The organism is Streptomyces sp. NPDC104313, assembly GCF_055583985.1.
In genome coordinates, this window is record NZ_JBVJMW010000013.1 from 175768 (window position 1) to 192842 (window position 17075).

At 71.2% G+C, this 17075-nt stretch carries 16 protein-coding genes; 12 read left to right on the top strand and 4 right to left on the bottom strand.

Going from position 1 to position 17075, the window contains the following annotated elements; genetic code table 11:
* Positions 1 to 22: 22 nt before the first annotated feature.
* The gene (hutI, locus tag ACZ60Q_RS27480; protein WP_469639876.1) at positions 23 to 1195 is read left to right on the top strand and encodes an imidazolonepropionase; all 1173 of its coding nucleotides are present in this window, start codon (positions 23 to 25) and stop codon (positions 1193 to 1195) included.
* Here hutI and ACZ60Q_RS27485 read toward each other — a convergent pair.
* Both ACZ60Q_RS27485 and ACZ60Q_RS27490 read right to left on the bottom strand, forming a co-directional pair.
* Positions 1158 to 1994: a hypothetical protein gene (locus ACZ60Q_RS27485; RefSeq protein ID WP_469639878.1), complete on the bottom strand. Its 837-nt coding sequence runs from the start codon at positions 1992 to 1994 to the stop codon at positions 1158 to 1160. The two genes, hutI and ACZ60Q_RS27485, sit on opposite strands and share 38 nt — an antisense overlap.
* 119 nt (positions 1995 to 2113) lie before the next feature.
* Positions 2114 to 3103, bottom strand: coding sequence for an RNA polymerase sigma factor SigF (locus ACZ60Q_RS27490; RefSeq protein WP_469639997.1), 990 nt, complete (start codon positions 3101 to 3103; stop codon positions 2114 to 2116).
* Positions 3104 to 3387: 284 nt separating this feature from the next.
* Here ACZ60Q_RS27490 and ACZ60Q_RS27495 point away from each other — a divergent pair, with 284 nt between their 5' ends.
* The 6 genes from ACZ60Q_RS27495 to ACZ60Q_RS27520 all read left to right on the top strand — a co-directional run bounded on the left by ACZ60Q_RS27495 (position 3388) and on the right by ACZ60Q_RS27520 (position 9137).
* Positions 3388 to 3756 (top strand): STAS domain-containing protein, encoded by a 369-nt coding sequence (locus ACZ60Q_RS27495; protein WP_469639879.1) that lies wholly within the window; start codon positions 3388 to 3390, stop codon positions 3754 to 3756.
* A 202-nt stretch (positions 3757 to 3958) separates the two neighbouring features.
* Positions 3959 to 4450, top strand: coding sequence for an ATP-binding protein (locus ACZ60Q_RS27500; protein WP_469639881.1), 492 nt, complete (start codon positions 3959 to 3961; stop codon positions 4448 to 4450).
* Positions 4451 to 4670: 220 nt separating this feature from the next.
* Positions 4671 to 5393, top strand: a complete 723-nt coding sequence (locus ACZ60Q_RS27505) for a peptidase (protein WP_469639882.1) — start codon at positions 4671 to 4673, stop codon at positions 5391 to 5393.
* Between the two features lie 173 nt (positions 5394 to 5566).
* A complete protein-coding gene (locus ACZ60Q_RS27510; RefSeq protein ID WP_469639884.1) occupies positions 5567 to 6625 on the top strand; it encodes a COG1470 family protein in 1059 nt (352 codons plus the stop codon).
* Complete coding sequence (locus tag ACZ60Q_RS27515; RefSeq protein ID WP_469639886.1) at positions 6622 to 7764, top strand: hypothetical protein; 1143 nt, start codon at positions 6622 to 6624, stop codon at positions 7762 to 7764. Before ACZ60Q_RS27510 ends, ACZ60Q_RS27515 begins: the two co-directional genes overlap by 4 nt.
* 14 nt (positions 7765 to 7778) lie before the next feature.
* Positions 7779 to 9137 (top strand): hypothetical protein, encoded by a 1359-nt coding sequence (locus tag ACZ60Q_RS27520; RefSeq protein ID WP_469639998.1) that lies wholly within the window; start codon positions 7779 to 7781, stop codon positions 9135 to 9137.
* 223 nt (positions 9138 to 9360) lie between these two features.
* Here the strand turns inward: ACZ60Q_RS27520 and ACZ60Q_RS27525 are convergent, their stop codons facing one another.
* On the bottom strand, positions 9361 to 10860 hold the full coding sequence (locus ACZ60Q_RS27525; RefSeq protein WP_469639888.1) for a peptide MFS transporter: 1500 nt from the start codon (positions 10858 to 10860) through the stop codon (positions 9361 to 9363).
* A 490-nt stretch (positions 10861 to 11350) separates the two neighbouring features.
* Here ACZ60Q_RS27525 and ACZ60Q_RS27530 point away from each other — a divergent pair, with 490 nt between their 5' ends.
* A complete protein-coding gene (locus ACZ60Q_RS27530; protein WP_073804947.1) occupies positions 11351 to 12028 on the top strand; it encodes a response regulator transcription factor in 678 nt (225 codons plus the stop codon).
* A gap of 103 nt (positions 12029 to 12131) precedes the next feature.
* Complete coding sequence (locus tag ACZ60Q_RS27535) at positions 12132 to 13397, top strand: ATP-binding protein (RefSeq protein ID WP_469639889.1); 1266 nt, start codon at positions 12132 to 12134, stop codon at positions 13395 to 13397.
* Between the two features lie 69 nt (positions 13398 to 13466).
* Here ACZ60Q_RS27535 and ACZ60Q_RS27540 read toward each other — a convergent pair whose 3' ends face one another.
* The gene (locus ACZ60Q_RS27540; RefSeq protein WP_469639891.1) at positions 13467 to 13988 is read right to left on the bottom strand and encodes a GtrA family protein; all 522 of its coding nucleotides are present in this window, start codon (positions 13986 to 13988) and stop codon (positions 13467 to 13469) included.
* Between the two features lie 177 nt (positions 13989 to 14165).
* Between ACZ60Q_RS27540 and ACZ60Q_RS27545 the strand changes: the two genes are divergently transcribed.
* Genes ACZ60Q_RS27545 through ACZ60Q_RS27555 form a run of 3 tightly spaced genes read left to right on the top strand, consistent with a single transcriptional unit; the run spans position 14166 to position 17065 of the window.
* On the top strand, positions 14166 to 15317 hold the full coding sequence (locus tag ACZ60Q_RS27545; RefSeq protein ID WP_469639893.1) for a 5-(carboxyamino)imidazole ribonucleotide synthase: 1152 nt from the start codon (positions 14166 to 14168) through the stop codon (positions 15315 to 15317).
* Positions 15314 to 15862 (top strand): 5-(carboxyamino)imidazole ribonucleotide mutase, encoded by a 549-nt coding sequence (purE, locus tag ACZ60Q_RS27550; RefSeq protein ID WP_469639894.1) that lies wholly within the window; start codon positions 15314 to 15316, stop codon positions 15860 to 15862. Before ACZ60Q_RS27545 ends, purE begins: the two co-directional genes overlap by 4 nt.
* A 9-nt stretch (positions 15863 to 15871) precedes the next feature.
* Positions 15872 to 17065 (top strand): dipeptidase, encoded by a 1194-nt coding sequence (locus ACZ60Q_RS27555; RefSeq protein ID WP_469639896.1) that lies wholly within the window; start codon positions 15872 to 15874, stop codon positions 17063 to 17065.
* The last annotated feature ends 10 nt before the right edge of the window (positions 17066 to 17075 follow it).

A 17075-nucleotide genomic window follows, 5' to 3' on the forward strand; every position in this document is an offset into this window, starting at 1 on the left:
ACGCAAGGAGAACACTCTCCAGATGACGACCACCGCCGTCACCCACATCGCCAGCCTGGTCACCAATGACCCCTCCCTCGGCAACGGGACCCCCCTGGGCCTGATCCAGGACGCGGCCGTCGTCATCGAGGGCGACCGCATCGTCTGGACCGGTGAATCCAGCAAAGCACCCGCCACTGACAACGTCCTCGACGCGGCCGGCCGCGCGGTGATCCCGGGCTTCGTCGACTCCCACTCCCACCTGGTCTTCGCGGGCGACCGCACCGAGGAGTTCAACGCCCGCATGTCCGGGCAGCCCTACCGCGCCGGCGGTATCCGCACCACCGTCGCCGCCACCCGGGCCGCCTCCGACGAGGAGCTCTCCGCCAACGTCGCCCGCTACCTCGCCGAGGCCCTGCGCCAGGGCACCACCACCTTCGAGACCAAGTCCGGTTACGGGCTCACCGTCGAGGACGAGGCCCGCTCCCTGCGGATCGCGGCCCGCCACACCGACGAGGTCACCTATCTCGGCGCCCACATCGTGTCCCCCGACTACGCCGACGATCCCGCCGGGTACGTCGACCTGGTCACCGGCCCGATGCTGGAGGCCTGTGCCCCGCACGCCCGCTGGATCGACGTGTTCTGCGAGCAGGGCGCCTTCGACGGCGACCAGGCCCGCGCCATCCTCACGGCGGGCCGCGCCAAGGGGCTGCACCCCCGTGTCCACGCCAACCAGCTGAGCTACGGCCCCGGCGTCCAGCTCGCCGTCGAGCTCGACGCCGCCTCGGCCGACCACTGCACCCACCTCACCGACGCGGACGTCGACGCGCTCGGCCAGGGCGACACGGTGGCCACGCTGCTCCCGGGCGCGGAGTTCTCGACCCGCGCCACCTGGCCCGACGCCCGCCGCCTCCTCGACGCGGGGGCCACCGTCGCGCTCTCCACGGACTGCAACCCCGGTTCGTCGTTCACCTCGTCCGTGCCGTTCTGCGTCGCGCTGGCGGTTCGCGACATGGGGATGACTCCGGACGAGGCGATCTGGTCGGCCACCGCCGGCGGGGCCGCCGCCCTGCGGCGCACCGACATCGGCCGGATCACCCCCGGCGCCCGCGCCGATCTGGTCCTCCTCGACGCCCCGAGCCATGTCCACCTCGCCTACCGCCCGGGCGTCCCGCTGGTCAGCGCGGTCTGGCGGAGCGGCCGACGGGTGGTGTGACGGGCGCTCCGGGGACCGGCGCCGGGGCCCACTCGGCCTCCGGCCACGCGAGGTCGTCGAAGCCGTCGGGGAGCTTCCCGCAGTCCGCGTAGGCGCTGACGGCGTACGTTCCCGTCTCCCGGTACCAGCGCGCGTCCACGTGGTCCTCGTTGTTCGGGTTCCGGAAGCGGAAGCCGGTCCTGTCGACGCCGGTGTCGACGAAGGTCCAGCCTTCGCGTACCAGGCGCGCACGCGTCCGGTGCAGGCCGGACCGGGCGACGTCCTCCGGGACCGCCGTCACCCGCCAGTCGAGGTCGAAGCTTCTGACGTCGGGGCGGCCGCGGTCGATGTGGGCCAGGCCGCGCAGCCCTCGGTAGGAGCACGTTGCCGTCTCCACCCGGGCCGGGCCCCCATCGGGTCGGCCGGGCAGGGAGGCATCGTCGTAGGCGCGTTGGGCCTGGCCCTTGAGCCGGACGGCGATGCGGTCGGGGTCGGCCTCCGGGTACGGCGACCCGTTCCACAGCCAGGTGAGTGCGGCGAGCACCGCCGCCGCGACGAGCGCCGCGCAGAGGAGGACGAGGACACGGGCGGCGCGGGACCTGGGAAGACGCGGACGCGGGAGGACGCGCCGAGGGGGGCCGTGCGGTACCAGGGGCGGGGGCGGAGCTGGGTCCGGGGTGCGTTCACGACCGAACGCTACGAGCCCGCGACCACCGGACGCCTCCGGTGGCGTACTCAGCGCGGGTGAGTAGCCGATCCGGCCCGACGCCCACACATGCGGAAGGACCCGCCCCGATTGCGGAAGGAGCCTGCCCGACATGCGGAAGGACCGCCCCGACACGCGGAAGGACCCGCTCCCGGTATCCGGGGCGGGTCCTTCCGCGGTGCTGCACGACCGGCCCGCGGGGCCCCGTGGCGGGACAGCGGGCCGCGTCGGGGTCACTCCTCCAGGGTCAGACCCTTGCGGAGCTTGGTCAGTGTCCTGGAGAGCAGCCGGGACACGTGCATCTGCGAGATGTTCAGCTCCTCGCCGATCTCCGACTGCGTCATGTTGCTGACGAAGCGGAGCGAGAGGATCATCCGGTCCCTGGAGGGCAGCGCGGCGATCAGCGGCTTCAGCGACTCGACGTACTCGATCCCTTCGAGACCGTGGTCCTCATAGCCGATGCGGTCCGCGAGGGCGCCCTCGTTGTCGTCCTCCTCGGGCTTGGCGTCCAGCGAGCTCGCGGTGTACGCGTTGCTCGCGGACATGCCCTCGACGACCTCGTCGGGGGTGATGCCGAGGCGCTCGGCCAGCTCCGCCACGGTGGGCGCGCGGTCCAGCTGCTGGGAGAGCTCGTCGCCGGCCTTCGCCAGGTCGAGCCGCAGCTCCTGGAGCCGGCGCGGTACCCGCACGGACCAGCTGGTGTCACGGAAGAAGCGCTTGATCTCGCCGACGATCGTCGGCATCGCGAACGTGGGGAACTCCACGCCGCGGCTCAGCTCGAACCGGTCGATCGCCTTGATCAGGCCGATGGTGCCGACCTGGACGATGTCCTCCATCGGCTCGCTGCGGGATCGGAACCGGGAGGCGGCGAACTTGACCAGCGCGAGGTTGAGCTCGACGAGGGTGTTGCGGACGTAGCTGTACTCGTGTGTGCCCTCTTCGAGGGACTCCAGCCGCTCGAAAAGCGTCTTCGACAGGGCCCTGGCGTCCAGAGCGCCCACTTCGGCGTAGGGCGGGATCTCGGGAAGCCCTTCGAGTCCCTCGCCGACCGCGCCGGAGAAGTCTGAGGTGGTGCTGGTGGTGCCAGTGGTGCCGGTGGCACTGGTGGAGCTGGTGCGCGGGCCGGGAACGGCGATCGCGGCGGGGGAGTCGGAATCGGTCGGTCCCTGAGGACATGCCGACGGCGCGTTGTGGGTACGCGCTTCGTCGAGCCGGGGTGACATGGTCTCCTCCATCGTTCTCGGCATATGGCTGCCGATGCCCCTACGTGTTCCTGCGGTGAAGCGGCGCCTCCAAAGCCGGTCGTGTTTCGGGTGTCCCTCTACCCATACCCGGTCCTGACCAGCAGTGACAAGCGCCAATTACTGTTATATGTCCGGTTTGTTGAGGTCTTCGACTACCGTGTCGCGTACGGAACGCGTACTGTTTTACGCACGTCGGCGGTAGCTACGCATGCAGCCGCACAGGCAGTGACGCGCACAGTGACGGACGGCGAAGAGGGACAGGCATGGACCGCGGGACGGTCGGCAGTGTCGGCCGGGGTCGACTTCAGGTCGAGGCCCGGACCGAGGGGCGCAGCGAGGTCGTGACGCCGGTGGGTGAGCTCGACCACCACACCGCCGATCTACTGCGCGAGCCCCTGGAGAGCGCGGTCGAGCAGGGGCGTTCGCGTCTGGTGGTCGACTGTTCCCGCCTGGACTTCTGTGATTCCACCGGACTGAACGTGTTGCTCGGTGCCCGCCTCAAGGCGGAGGCGGTCGGCGGCGGAGTTCATCTGGCCGGAATGCGGCCCGTCGTGGCGAGGGTGTTCGAGATCACCGGCGCGGAGGCGGTCTTCACCGTCCACGCCACGCTCGAAGAGGCCCTGGCCACCTGAGCCGGCGTGAACGTGCGACCGCGGATGTCCCCGATGTCGGCCGCGTCACGCGATCGTGTGGCTCAAGGGGGTGTTGTTGCGACACGGCAGGGCAGGAGACACCCCGGCGGTGCCCCGCAAGGGCTCCGGCACACTCGGTAACTGATCACTATCTGTTCAACTGCGACATGGCGACATGGCGAATCGGTGAGGTGAAGCGCTGATGAGCACCACCCGGCAGTATCCGCCGGGCGACCTCGGTCGCGAGCCGGACGGAGCGGGCGCAGCCTCGACCGTCCCGGCCGAGCGGCAGTGGCGCACGCTCTCGCTCGGGCAGGCCGGCGGCATTGTTCCGACGGCCCGTGACTTCGCCCGGCAGGCGCTGCACGACTGGGGCTGGCTCCCGGCGTCCACCGCGGACCGCCGGGCCGCCGCCGAGGACGTCCTGCTGGTCGTCTCCGAGCTGGTGACCAACGCCTGTCTCCATGCGGAGGGCCCCGAGGAGATCCGGATCGGCCACACCTCCAAGGTGCTGCGGGTCGAGGTCGTCGACCGGGGAGCCGGTCAGCCCGCACCCCGTACGCCCCACCGGGCCGGCCGGCCCGGTGGGCACGGCATGTTCATCGTGCAGCGCCTCTGCCTCGACTGGGGCGTCCTGCGCACTCCGGACGCCCCCGGCAAGACGGTCTGGGCGGAGCTCGCCGCACCCGCCTAGCCGCGACCCTCTCCCGCACTCCTCACCCATACGCCTCACCGGCACGTCTCAGCCGTACCTCTCACCCGCACCGACAGGAGCGCGCCGGATCGGCGCGCTCTTTGTCTTCCCTCCATCAGGCCCCGGGCGTACCTTGAGCGCCAAATCTGATGTGCCGTCAGTAATGTGCGCCCGTACGGGTTGTGGCGCGCGGCGGCGTCCGGCATGAGGGGAACACGAGGTGTCGAACCAGAAGCGGACAACTCTCGCGCTGGCGGCTGCGCTGGCCGGCTCGATCGTGGTGGCGGGCGCGCCCGCCGCGTACGCCGAGGTCGTGGACGTCAACTACCAGTGTGTGACGCCCATCGGGCCCAAAGGGGCGGTCTCGCCCATCGATATCAAGGGCGTCAAGAGCGGCGACGGCTACAAGCTCACCATGTCCTTCCAGAAGGGCGTCTCCTCCAGCCCGGTCGAGCTGGGCAAAGGGGCCATGAGCCCGAGCGCCGTGATCGAACTGGGCGGCGCGGAGCAGGGGAGGATCCAGGCCACGGGCCCGGCGAACAGCGAGGCGATTCCGGCCAACACCCCCATAAAGATCAGTGACTTGTCGGGGACGTACACCCCGAAGAAGAGCGGCAAGGTCACTTTCACCGCCGGGGTCCTCACCATCAAGGCCCTCGGTACGACCACCACCTGTACACCCAAGAACAGCCCCGGTCCCTCTCTCGAACTGGACGTCCAGGGGGCGGGCGGTTCATCGGACGGCGGCGCGTCCACCGGCGGTTCGACGGGCGGCGCGTCCACCGGAGGTTCGACCGGCGGCGCTTCGGGAGGCGGTGAACTGCCTCGCACCGGCCCGCTGGACTCGGTGGCGGCGCTCGGCACGCTCGGTGGCACCGTGCTGCTGAGCGGGGCGGCCGGAGTGCTCTGGCTGACCCGGCGAGGACAGCACTCCGCCGGCTGAGCCCAGGACAGCACAGGCTCAGGGACAGCACAGGACAGCTCAGGGACAGCACAGGACAGCACAGCCCAGGACAGCACAGCACAGGGGCAGCTCAGCGCAGCTCAGGGACAGCACAGCACAGCTCAGGACAGCGCGCAGCGCAGCATCGCCGCCGGAAGGCAGAGGAGCCGCCCATGTCGCCACCCACCCCGCGCCTCCGCCGGGCGCTGCTCGTCCTCACGGCGGCGCTCACCGCGCTGCTGTGCGCGCTCACACCGCTCCCGGCCGCCGCAGACGGCCCGAACGGCCCCGCCGCGACCGCCGACGACGGCCCGGCGGATTGGACGGCACGGCCCGCCGGCTCAGCCGCCGACCGGGACGCCAGGCCGTACGTCTATCTGGAGGGCACCCCCGGCACGGCCCTCCAGGACCGTCTCGCGGTGACCAACTCCGGCCGCGCCCCGCTGACCGTACGACTACGGGGCGATGGCCGGGCCGGGGCCTGGATCGGGTTCGCCGAGGGCACCGTCACCGTCCCGGCCCGGACCCGCGCCGAGGTGCCGCTCGCCCTCACGGTGCCGCCGGACGCGGTGCCCGGCGACGCCTCCGGGGAGGTCGTGGCCGACGACGGGGACGAGGAGGTCCGCGTACCGGTCCGGGTCCGGATCGGCGGTCCGACGCTGGCGGCGCTCACCGTTGAGGACGTCGAGATTTCCGGCGGGACCATCCGGTACGCCCTGGTCAACCGGGGCAACGTGATGCTGGAGCCCCGGCTCGCGGTACGCGCCGACGGGATGTCCGGCGTGCTGCTGGACCGCCCGGAACGGCCCCTGCCGCTGGAGCTGGCCCCCGGTCGGCGGGTGGAGCGGACCGAACCCTGGCCCGACGCTCCGGTCCTGGACGCGGTCACCGTACGGCTGCGGGTCACCGCGCCGGGGGGCGCCCGGGACGAGGCCGAGGCCTCGGCGACATACGTCCCGGTGGCCCCGGCCGTCGGCGGCGGGCTGCTGGTCCTCGGCGGCCTGGCCCTGCTCGGCTCCAGGGCGTACCGGCGGCGACATACCCGGCGCGGGGCCCAGGGCCCGTCGGACACCTCACCGACCTCGGCGATCCAGGCGGCCCCATCGACCCAGGCGACTCCACCGACCCCGGCGACCTCGGACACGGAAGCCGATGACGACAGGCAACCGACCACAGAGACGAGGCCCTTGGTGAAGGCGGGACCCCCGGTGAAGGCGGGAGCGGAATCGTGACGCGGCAGCCCGGCCCCCGAGCCTTCCGGCGCACCGCGTCGCCCGCCCTCCTGTTCCTGGCCGCTCTTCTGGCCCTCCTGCCCGCCCTGTTCGTCCTGACCGCGCCGGGCGCGCGGGCGGCCGACGGCGATCCCACCGTCAGCCTGTCCAAGAAGGAGGCGGGCAAGGGTGGAGAGATCACCGTCAGCGGCAGCGGCTGGCGCGCCGAGGCGTTGCTGATGCTGCTGATCTGCGGTCGGTCCACGCCGGAGCGGGGCGTGGTCGGCGGCACCAACTCCTGCGCCAACGCCGACGGCCGCGCCGTCACCACCGACAAGAAGGGCGCCTTCAGCAAGAAGCTGCCGGTCACCGAACCGCCGAAGCCGTGCCCCTGCGTGGTGCACGTCGCCACGGTGACTGGTGAACAGGCCCTGGCCGACGCGGTGTTCACCGTGGCGGGCCACCCCACGGCGGACCTGCCGGAGCAGACCGGCGACGGAAAGCTCGCGGTGCTGGCCACCACCCGCCTGGAGGGTGACAGCTCCCTGCTCACCTGGTTCGGGGCCCCGCCGGCCCGTCGGCTCGTCTTCACCGTGGGCAATCTCGGGTCCGCGCCCGTCAAGGACCCCGTCTTCGAGATCGGCACCGCGCACGGCGTCTACGCGCCGCGGTGGGAGGAGCGCCAGTGGCGCGGCACGGTCGAGCCCGGCGCCAAGGCGCAGATCAAGCTGCCGGTGGAACTGTCGGCGGGCGCGCACGGCGACTACCAGGTCTCCCTGCGGTACGGGAAGAAAGTGCTGGCCGAACAGCCGTGGGGGGTCGGTCGCCCCTGGGGCGTCACGCTCTTCTGGGTCCTGCTCTGTCTGGTCCTCCCGGCGGCCGTCTTCCGTATCGGCATGGCGGTCGTGGACAAGGTCCGGCCCCGTCCCGCCGGGTCGCACCGCACGCGGACGCCGGCCACGCGACGGAGGACCAAGCCGCGCGGGCGCGCGGGCACGGGCGCCGGCCAGGACGCGACCACGGCCATGAGCGCGACCACTGACACGACCACGACCACTGACGCGACCACTGACACGACCACGGCCGTGCTGCCGTGGTTCACCCCGGCTTCCGCACCGTCGGAGAACCGACCCCGACCCACGACGAAGGGACAAGCGTGAGCACGCAACGGAGGATGAGCGCGGCCGGAATCGCGCTGATGCTCGGCGGCGCGGGCATCCTGATGGCCGCGAGTCCGGCCCGGGCCGCCGAGGTCAGCTACGCGACGGAGTGCGTTCCGCCGCCGATCTCGGGACTGCCCGCGGTGCAGGGCACCACGAAGGTGGAGCTGATCGCCCCGGCCGAGGCGAAGGTGGGCGACGAGGTCGAGGTCGTCTGGAAGACGGTCGAGGCGGCGTCCAAGAACCCGGATGTGCTGGACCTGGCAGCGGACACGGTCAAGCCGACCGGAACCGTCACCCTGGGCGGTTCGGCGAGCGGAGAACTGAAGCTGGAGGGCCCGCGGCAGAACCCGCCGATTCCCAAGAACAGCCCCATGGTGCTGCCCGACATGAAGGGCACGCTGAAACTGGAGGCCGCCGGGGAGATCACCCTGACGCCGGGCGCGTACACCATCAACGTGTCCAAGCCGATCTCCACGGACACCAAGTGCGCGCCGAAGGAAGCGGTCCGGCCGGGCGCCACGATCAAGGTCACCGAGGGCGGCACCACCACCACGGGCGGCACGACATCCGGCGGCACGGATGCCGGAGGCACCACGTCCGGCGGCGCGGACTCCGGAGGTACGACATCGGGCGCGACCGACGCGGGAGGCACCACCTCCGGAGGCACCACCTCAGGCACCTCCGGAGGCAGCACCGGTGGCGCGGGCGGGGAGACCGACTTCCCCGGCAAGGAGGTGTCCGTCGCCTATGCGTGCAAGACCCCGATCGGGGACAAGAACGCCACCTCGCCGGTCCGGATCAGCGCCAAGAAGAGCGGCGGCGCGTACGACCTGACGGTGAAGTTCAGCAAGTCCGTGATGGACAGCCCGATCGACATCCCGGCGGGCCAGGTGAAGCCGTCGATGGACGTCAAGCTCGGTGGGGCGGACAACGGCACGGTCAAGGTCGAGGGGCCGCTGAACAAGGAGGTCATCAAGACCGGCGCCCCGATCGAGATCCCCGACCTCACCGGCACGTACAAGCCCGGAGCGAGCGGCAGGTCCACGCTCAGCCCCGGTGTCCTGACGGTGATGGCGGCCGGTACGACGACCACCTGCACCCCGCCCGCGGGCGTGGCCGCCTCCCTGGAGCTGGACACCTCCGCCCAGCCGGGCGGCGCGTCCGGCGGCAGCGGGAGCGGTGGCGCGGCGGACTCCGGCGGAGCCGCGGCGTCCGGCGGAGGCACGGACTCCGGCGGTGGCCTGGCCGCCACCGGGGCCGAGGGCGACGGTGCGCTGAGGGCGCTCGGCCTGGTGGCCGGCACGGCGATCCTGCTGGGCGGCGCGGTGTTCACCTTCACGCCGTGGCGGAGGCTGCGCGGCACCCGCTGAACCGGGACCACGAGCGGGCTCCGTGCGGAGAGAGCGGGCTCCGTGCGGAGAGCGCTTCTCCGGGCGGAGCCCCCGCCATGCTCTGGACTTGCTCGCAGCGCTTCCTGCGGAGCGTCGGGGTCAAGACCACGTAGCCGTCGCGACCGCCCGGACCGAACGACAGCGGGTCCGCACGAGATGTTCGTGCGGACCCGCTGTCGTGCCCCGGGCGTGATCGGGACAGCTACTTGACGTTGCCCATGAGTGCGCGGATCTTGCGTCCCGCCACCATGAAGGAGATACCGGCGGCGACCGCCACGATCGCTTGCAACGTGTAGTACGCGGCGTCGCCCAACGGGGCGTTGAGCTTGGTGGTCCAGCCGTTCAGGGCGTTGCCCGTCGATGTGGCCAGGAACCACAGGCCCATGATCTGGCCCACGAACATCTTCGGCGCCAGCTTCGTGGACAGCGACAGACCGACCGGGGAGAGGCACATCTCGCCCATGGTCTGCGCCAGGTAGACGGCGAGCAGCCAGAAGACGGTGACCTTGCCGGTGTCGCTGTTCGCCGCGGCCGCGCCCGCCAGGCCCATGATGCCGAAGGAGCCGCCGATGAGGAGCATCGCCAGCGCGAACTTCATCGGCGTGCTGGGCTCACGGTTGCGCGTGGCCAGTTTGACCCAGAGCGTGGCGAAGATCGGGGCCAGGATGATGACCAGTGCGGGGTTGACCGACTGCAGCCAGGAGGCCGGGAACTCCCAGCCGCCGATGAGGCGGTCCGTCTTGTTGTCCGCGAAGATCGTCAGCAGCGAACCGGACTGGTCGTAGATCATCCAGAAGAGCACGGCCGTGATGAAGAACCACACGTATGCCTTGATCTTCGGCCGGTCCTCCTGGGTCAGTGCCGGGTCCCGGAAGATCGAGATGAAGTAGATGACCGGCACGACGATGCCCAGCACGGCCAGGACGTTGACGATGTGCTCGATGTCGTACGTGCCCAGTGCCAGGTCGATCAGCAGCGCCGCGACCGCGACGCCGGACCACAGGCCCACCTTGCGCAGCATCTGCCGCCGCTCCTCGGGGGAGGCGGGCTTCGCGGGCAGCTTGCCGATGTCGCCGAGGTGCTTGGAGCCCAGCGCGTACTGGACGACCGCGAGGGTCATACCCACACCGGCGACACCGAAGCCGAGGTGCCAGCTGACGTTCTCGCCGAGGTAGCCGACCAGCAGCGGGGCGGCGAAGCCACCGATGTTGATCGCCATGTAGAAGAGGGTGAAACCGGCGTCCCGGCGGGCGCTGGACTGGCCCTCGTAGAGCGCGCCCACCATCGCCGAGATGTTCGGCTTCAGCAGGCCCGTACCGGCCGCGATCAGCGCGAGGCCGAAGAAGAACGCGATGTCGCTCGGCAGCGCCAGGGTGAAGTGGCCCAGCGCGATGACGATGCCGCCGACCAGAACGGCCTTGCGGGCGCCCCAGAGGCGGTCGGCGACCCAGCCGCCGGGCATCGCTGCCATGTAGACGACGGCGTTGTAGACACCGTAGATGGAGGCGGCGAGCGCCTCCCGGCCCTCAAGGGGGCCGTCGAGCACCGCGGCCACCAGGTACAGGGTGAGGATGGCGCGCATCCCGTACCAGGAGAAGCGTTCCCACATCTCCGTCATGAACAGGGTGGCCATACCGCGGGGGTGGCCGAAGAAGGTCTGCTCGCCGGAACTGGGCGAGTCCTTCGTCAGGCTGGACGCCATGGTCGATCCTTGCTGGTCGGGACGCGACGCCTCGTGAGCTGTACGCGCCCGGTGGGGGGCAGCCGGCACCGGCGCGGCATACCCCATCCCCACGCCTGAGAGGGACGTGCTCCGTGCGGCCGGGCTCCTGACGGAGACGTGGCGGCGGAGCGGGGAAGAACCGCGTCGGGATCCACACCCGTCGCGCTTCCTCGCGCTCCGGGCCCGGCCCACAGGTCATTCACTCAGAAGGAGCCGGCGGGAACCGGCCCCGCACACAAAAGGGACCCTTGGCGCTCATGGCTGCCCAAAGGTCCTTGAGTAGTGCAACAGGCGTTGGGACACCATACGACACGACACAGCAGGATATGAAAGGACTTGAGACATGGATCACAGGTCCGGATGGAATTACACTCCCCTATTCAAAGGCCCCCGTCCGCTTTGTGGCGCTGACCCGCAGGCGACGTCGTGGGCCTCACTTCGGAGCCTCCGGCCGGACTACCATCAGTCCATGACCCGTGTACTGCTCGCCGAGGACGACGCATCCATCTCGGAGCCACTGGCCCGCGCACTGCGTCGGGAGGGTTACGAGGTCGAGGTCCGTCAGGACGGTCCGACCGCGCTCGACGCCGGACTCCAGGGCGGCATCGACCTGGTCGTACTCGACCTGGGGCTGCCCGGAATGGACGGTCTCGAAGTCGCCCGCAGGCTCCGGGCCGGCGGCCACACCATCCCCATCCTGGTGCTGACGGCCCGCGCCGACGAGGTCGACACGGTTGTCGGCCTGGACGCGGGCGCCGACGACTACGTCACCAAGCCGTTCCGGCTCGCCGAGCTGCTCGCCCGGGTCCGAGCCCTGCTGCGCCGCGGGGCCGCCGAGCCCGTACCGCAGCCCGCCACGCACGGGGTCAGGATCGACGTCGAGTCGCACCGCGCCTGGATGGGCGAGGAGGAACTCCAGCTCACCGCCAAGGAGTTCGACCTCCTGCGGGTCCTGGTCCGGGACGCCGGCCGGGTCGTCACCCGCGACCAGCTGATGCGCGAGGTCTGGGACACCACGTGGTGGTCCTCCACCAAGACCCTCGACATGCACATCTCCTGGCTGCGCAAGAAGCTCGGCGACGACGCCGCCAATCCGCGCTACATCGCCACCGTCCGGGGCGTCGGCTTCCGGTTCGAGAAGAGCTGACGTACGAAGCATCCATGCACCCTGAAGACCGCCCCGGAGACCGCCCCGGAGACCGCCCCGACCCGGGTGGCCACGGGCGTCCCGACGACCTGAAGAGGCGGGTATGCGCCGCCGGCTGATCAACTCCACGCTCGCCGTGGTGCTCGTCGTCATCGCCGTCTTCGGCGTCTCGCTGGTGATCGTCGAGACACGCACCATCAGCGCCAGCGCCCAGGAGAGCGTCGAGTCCGAGGCGCTCCGGCTGATCAGCGTGGTCGACAGCCGCCTGCTGGGCGCGGAGCGGATCAACCCCGGGGTGCTGGCCGAGCAGATCGACCCCAAGCGGTACGCGCTCATCGAGATCCCCGGCCGCGAGCCCATCGCCGTCGGTGAACGCCCCGTCGGCAGCGTCCTGCGCGCCGTCGAGACCGGGGAGCAGGGCGAGACCGTCACCGTCGAGGAGTCCCGCTCGGCCGTCACCCGTGAGGTCGGGCGCACGCTCCTGATCATCGGTGCGGTGGCGCTGCTGGCGATCGTCTCGGCCGTGCTGCTCGCCGTACGCCAGGCGAACCGGCTGGCCTCCCCGCTCACCGACCTCGCCGAGACCGCCGAACGCCTCGGCTCCGGGGACCCCCGCCCGCGCCACAAGCGGTACGGGGTGCCCGAGCTGGACCGGGTCGCCGATGTCCTGGACTCCTCGGCCGAGCGGATCGCCCGGATGCTGACCGCCGAACGCCGGCTCGCCGCGGACGCCTCGCACCAGCTGCGGACGCCGCTGACAGCCCTCTCCATGCGGATCGAGGAGATCTCCGTCACCGACGACCCCGACACGGTGAAGGAGGAGGCGAATATCGCCCTCACCCAGGTCGAGCGCCTCACCGACGTCGTCCAGCGGCTCCTGACGAACTCCCGCGACCCGCGCACCGGCTCCGCCGTCGTCTTCGACCTCGACGAGATCGTCAAGCAGCAGATCGAGGAGTGGCGCCCCGCCTACCGCAGCGCCGGCCGCGCACTGGTCTGCTCCGGCAAGCAGGGGCTGCGGGCCGTCGGCACCCCGGGCGCGGTCGCCCAGGTCCTGGCGGCGCTGATCGAGAACTCCCTCATGCACGGCGGCGGCACCGTCGCCCTGCGCACCCGGGTCACCGGCAACCAGGCGGTCATCGAGGTCACCGACGAGGGCCCCGGCGTCCCCGCCGAACTGGGGGCGCGGATCTTCGAGCGGAGCATCAGCGGCCGCAACTCCACCGGCATCGGCCTGGCCGTCGCCCGCGATCTCTCGGAGGCGGACGGCGGCCGACTGGAGCTGCTTCAGCAGCACCCGGCGGTCTTCGCGCTCTTCCTCAGCCGGGTCCCGGTCGACCGCAAGACTCCTGAGCGCCCGGTGCGCTGAACAACGACGGGCGGGGCGGGACAGTTCCGTACGGGCGTGGCGGGTCAGTTCCGCACCGGGCGCGGCGGGTCAGTTCCGTACGGGGTCGGGCGCTACTCGCTCTTCCGTCGGCCTGCGCTGCTCCAGAAACCGTTCCGCGTTCAGCACGGCCTCCTTGGCGGGCAGGGTCTTGAAGACCCAGGTCCGGTAGGACCAGAAGCGGAACAGGGTGGCGACCCCGATGCCGACGATCTTGAACACATTGCTCTGGACCGGGGTGTTCCAGCCGAAGCCGTACGTTGCCAGGTACAGCACGCCCGTCTCGATCACCGCTCCCACCGCGCTGAACAGGAGGAAGAGGGCCAGCTCACGGGTCCGGCCGGTCTTGTCGCGGTCCCGATAGGTCCAGTAGCGGAAGCCCACGTAGTTGAAAAGGATCGCGACGAACGTCGCCACCACGCTCGCCCGGACCACCTGGAGGTCCGTCGTGTGCCGCAGCAGGTTGAAGACCGCGATGTTGACCAGCAGGCCGAAGGCGCCGACCGCGCCGAACTTGGCGACCTCCCGGGCCAGCAGCTCAAGCCGGGTCCGCAGTGCGCCCCGTTCGCTCATGGTGATGGCCGGCCCCGTCCGTCGGAAGGCGTCTGGAAGACGTGTCGACGCAAGCACGTCAACTCCGCCATGCTATCCAGCCCACCCGTGTGACGCCCGCGAGTCCGCAGGGGTCGTGGCCGTACGGCATCCGTACGGCCGTCCGGGGAGTACCGGCGTGGCGGATATCCTGAAGACGTGACGTTCCCGGTAGTCGGCATGGTCGGCGGCGGTCAGCTCGCCCGCATGACCCACGAGGCGGGTATCCCCCTCGGCCTGAAATTCAAGCTGCTCAGTGACACGCCCCAGGATTCGGCGGCCCAGGTGGTGAGCGAGGTCGTCATCGGCGACTATCGCGACCTGGACACGCTGCGCGCCTTCGCGCGCGGCTGCGACGTGATCACCTTCGATCACGAGCACGTGCCGACCGAGCATCTGCGGGCCCTGGAGGCGGACGGCATCCCCGTGCGCCCCGGCCCCGACGCCTTGGTGCACGCCCAGGACAAGGGAGTGATGCGCGCCAAGCTCCTGGAGATCGGCGCCCCCTGCCCCCGCCACCGCATCGTGAGCGACCCGGCCGACGCCGCGGCGTTCGCCGAGGAGACCGGGGGCTTCCCCGTCATCCTCAAGACCGTGCGCGGCGGCTACGACGGCAAGGGCGTGTGGGTGGTCCGCTCCGAGGCGGACGCCGCCGACCCGTTCCGCGCCGGGGTCCCGGTCCTCGCGGAGGAGAAGGTCGACTTCGTACGGGAGCTGGCGGCGAACATCGTCCGCTCGCCGCACGGCCAGGCCGTCGCCTACCCGGTCGTCGAGTCCATCCAGGTCGACGGCGTCTGCGACACGGTGATCGCCCCCGCCCCCGGGCTGGACGAGGCGCTGGCCGGCGAGGCCCAGCAGCTCGCGCTGCGCATCGCCGCCGAGCTGGGCGTCGTCGGACACCTCGCGGTCGAGCTGTTCGAGACGCGGGGACCCGACGGGAGGCCCCGCATCCTGGTCAACGAGCTGGCGATGCGCCCGCACAACTCGGGCCACTGGACCATGGACGGCGCGATCACCTCCCAGTTCGCCAACCACGTACGGGCGGTCCTCGACCTCCCCCTCGGCGACCCGCGCCCGCGCGCCCCCTGGACGGTCATGTGCAACGTCCTGGGCGGCGACTACCCGGACATGTACCAGGCGTATCTGCACTGCATGGCCCGCGACCCGCAGCTCAAGATCCACATGTATGGCAAGGACGTGAAACCCGGCCGCAAGGTCGGACACGTCAACACCTACGGCGATGACCTGGCGGACGTGCGGGAGCGCGCCCGGCACGCGGCCGACTACCTGCGAGGAACGATCACCGAATGACTTCCCCCGGCACCGGATCCCCCGCCGCCCCTCTCGTCGGCATCGTCATGGGCTCGGACTCCGACTGGCCCGTCATGGAGGCGGCGGCCAAGGCGCTCGACGAGTTCGAGATCCCCTACGAGGTCGACGTCGTCTCCGCCCACCGCATGCCGCACGAGATGATCGCGTACGGCGAGCGGGCCGCGGGCCGCGGTCTCAGGGCGATCGTCGCGGGCGCGGGCGGCGCGGCCCATCTGCCCGGGATGCTGGCCTCGGTCACCCCGCTGCCGGTCATCGGTGTGCCGGTGCCGCTGAAGTACCTGGACGGTATGGACAGCCTGCTCTCCATCGTCCAGATGCCGGCCGGGGTCCCCGTCGCCACCGTCTCGGTCGGCGGCGCGCGCAACGCGGGCCTGTTGGCCGCACGGATCCTCGCCGCGTCCGACCCCGCGCTCCAGGAGCGGATGCGGGAGTTCCAGCGGGAGCTGAACGACCAGGCCACCGCGAAGGGCAAACGTCTGCGCGCCAAGGTCCAGGGCGCCGACTCCTTCGGCTTCGGAAAGTAGGGGCTCCGCATGAACCACCTGGAGCGGGCCCGCGAGCTCCTCGCCGCCCACCCCGTCGTCGACGGCCACAACGACCTCCCCTGGGCCCTGCGCGAACAGGTCGGCTACGACCTCGACGCCCGGGACATCGCCGCCGACCAGCGCGGCCTGCTCCACACCGACCTGAACCGGCTGCGGGCCGGCGGGGTCGGCGGCCAGTTCTGGTCGGTGTACGTCCGCACCGACCTGACCGGCGACGCGGCCGTCAGCGCCACCCTGGAACAGGTCGACGTCGTCGGCGAGCTGATCGCCCGCTACCCGACGCACCTGCGGCGGGCGCGCACCGCCGACGACATGGAGAAGGCCCGCGCCGAGGGCCGCATCGCCTCCCTGATGGGTGCCGAGGGCGGCCACTCCATCAACAACTCGCTGGGCACCCTGCGCGCCCTGTACGACCTGGGCGTCCGCTACATGACGCTCACCCACAACGACAACATCGACTGGGCCGACAGCGCGACGGACCTGCCGCGCCTCGGCGGCCTCTCCGCCTTCGGCCACGAGGTCGTCCGCGAGATGAACCGCGTCGGCATGCTGGTGGACCTCTCGCACGTCGCGGACGGTGTGATGCGCGACGCGCTCGCCACCAGCACCGCGCCGGTGATCTTCTCGCACTCATCGGCCCGCGCCGTCTGCGACCACCCGCGCAACATCCCCGACGACGTGCTCGCGGCGCTCCCGGCCAACGGCGGTGTCGCGATGGTGACCTTCGTCCCGAAGTTCGTGCTGCCCGAGGCCGTCGCCTGGACCCTGGCCGCCGACCGCAACATGCGCGAGCACGGACTGCACCACCTCGACACCACCCCGACCGCGATGCGCATCCACGAGGACTTCGAGGCGGCCAACCCGCGCCCCGTGGCCACCACCTCGACCATCGCGGACCACCTCGACCACATGCGCGCGGTCGCGGGCGTCGACCACATCGGCATCGGCGGCGACTACGACGGCACGGCGTTCACCCCGCGCGGCCTGGAGGACGTCTCCGGCTATCCGAACCTCATCGCCGAACTGCTGCGGCGCGGCTGGTCCGAGGGCGACCTCGCCAAGCTGACCTGGCAGAACTCCGTACGTGTGCTGCGCGACGCGGAAGCCGTCGCCCGCGACGAGCAGAGCGGGCGCGGCCCGTCCCACGCGACGATCACGGAGCTGGACGGCCCGCTCGGCTGACCGGCGGGAG

Excerpts from the sequence above, each read along its gene's own strand:
- ACZ60Q_RS27530 (WP_073804947.1), top strand. The coding sequence starts at position 11,351 with ATGACCCGTGTACTGCTCGCCGAGGACGACGCATCCATCTCGGAGCCA.
- ACZ60Q_RS27525 (WP_469639888.1), bottom strand. The coding sequence starts at position 10,860 with ATGGCGTCCAGCCTGACGAAGGACTCGCCCAGTTCCGGCGAGCAGACC.
- ACZ60Q_RS27535 (WP_469639889.1), top strand. The coding sequence starts at position 12,132 with ATGCGCCGCCGGCTGATCAACTCCACGCTCGCCGTGGTGCTCGTCGTC.
- ACZ60Q_RS27485 (WP_469639878.1), bottom strand. The coding sequence starts at position 1,994 with ATGTCGGGCAGGCTCCTTCCGCAATCGGGGCGGGTCCTTCCGCATGTG.
- ACZ60Q_RS27490 (WP_469639997.1), bottom strand. The coding sequence starts at position 3,103 with ATGTCACCCCGGCTCGACGAAGCGCGTACCCACAACGCGCCGTCGGCA.
- ACZ60Q_RS27520 (WP_469639998.1), top strand. The coding sequence starts at position 7,779 with ATGAGCGCGGCCGGAATCGCGCTGATGCTCGGCGGCGCGGGCATCCTG.
- hutI (WP_469639876.1), top strand. The coding sequence starts at position 23 with ATGACGACCACCGCCGTCACCCACATCGCCAGCCTGGTCACCAATGAC.
- ACZ60Q_RS27540 (WP_469639891.1), bottom strand. The coding sequence starts at position 13,988 with ATGAGCGAACGGGGCGCACTGCGGACCCGGCTTGAGCTGCTGGCCCGG.
- ACZ60Q_RS27495 (WP_469639879.1), top strand. The coding sequence starts at position 3,388 with ATGGACCGCGGGACGGTCGGCAGTGTCGGCCGGGGTCGACTTCAGGTC.
- purE (WP_469639894.1), top strand. The coding sequence starts at position 15,314 with ATGACTTCCCCCGGCACCGGATCCCCCGCCGCCCCTCTCGTCGGCATC.
- ACZ60Q_RS27555 (WP_469639896.1), top strand. The coding sequence starts at position 15,872 with ATGAACCACCTGGAGCGGGCCCGCGAGCTCCTCGCCGCCCACCCCGTC.
- ACZ60Q_RS27510 (WP_469639884.1), top strand. The coding sequence starts at position 5,567 with ATGTCGCCACCCACCCCGCGCCTCCGCCGGGCGCTGCTCGTCCTCACG.
- ACZ60Q_RS27500 (WP_469639881.1), top strand. The coding sequence starts at position 3,959 with ATGAGCACCACCCGGCAGTATCCGCCGGGCGACCTCGGTCGCGAGCCG.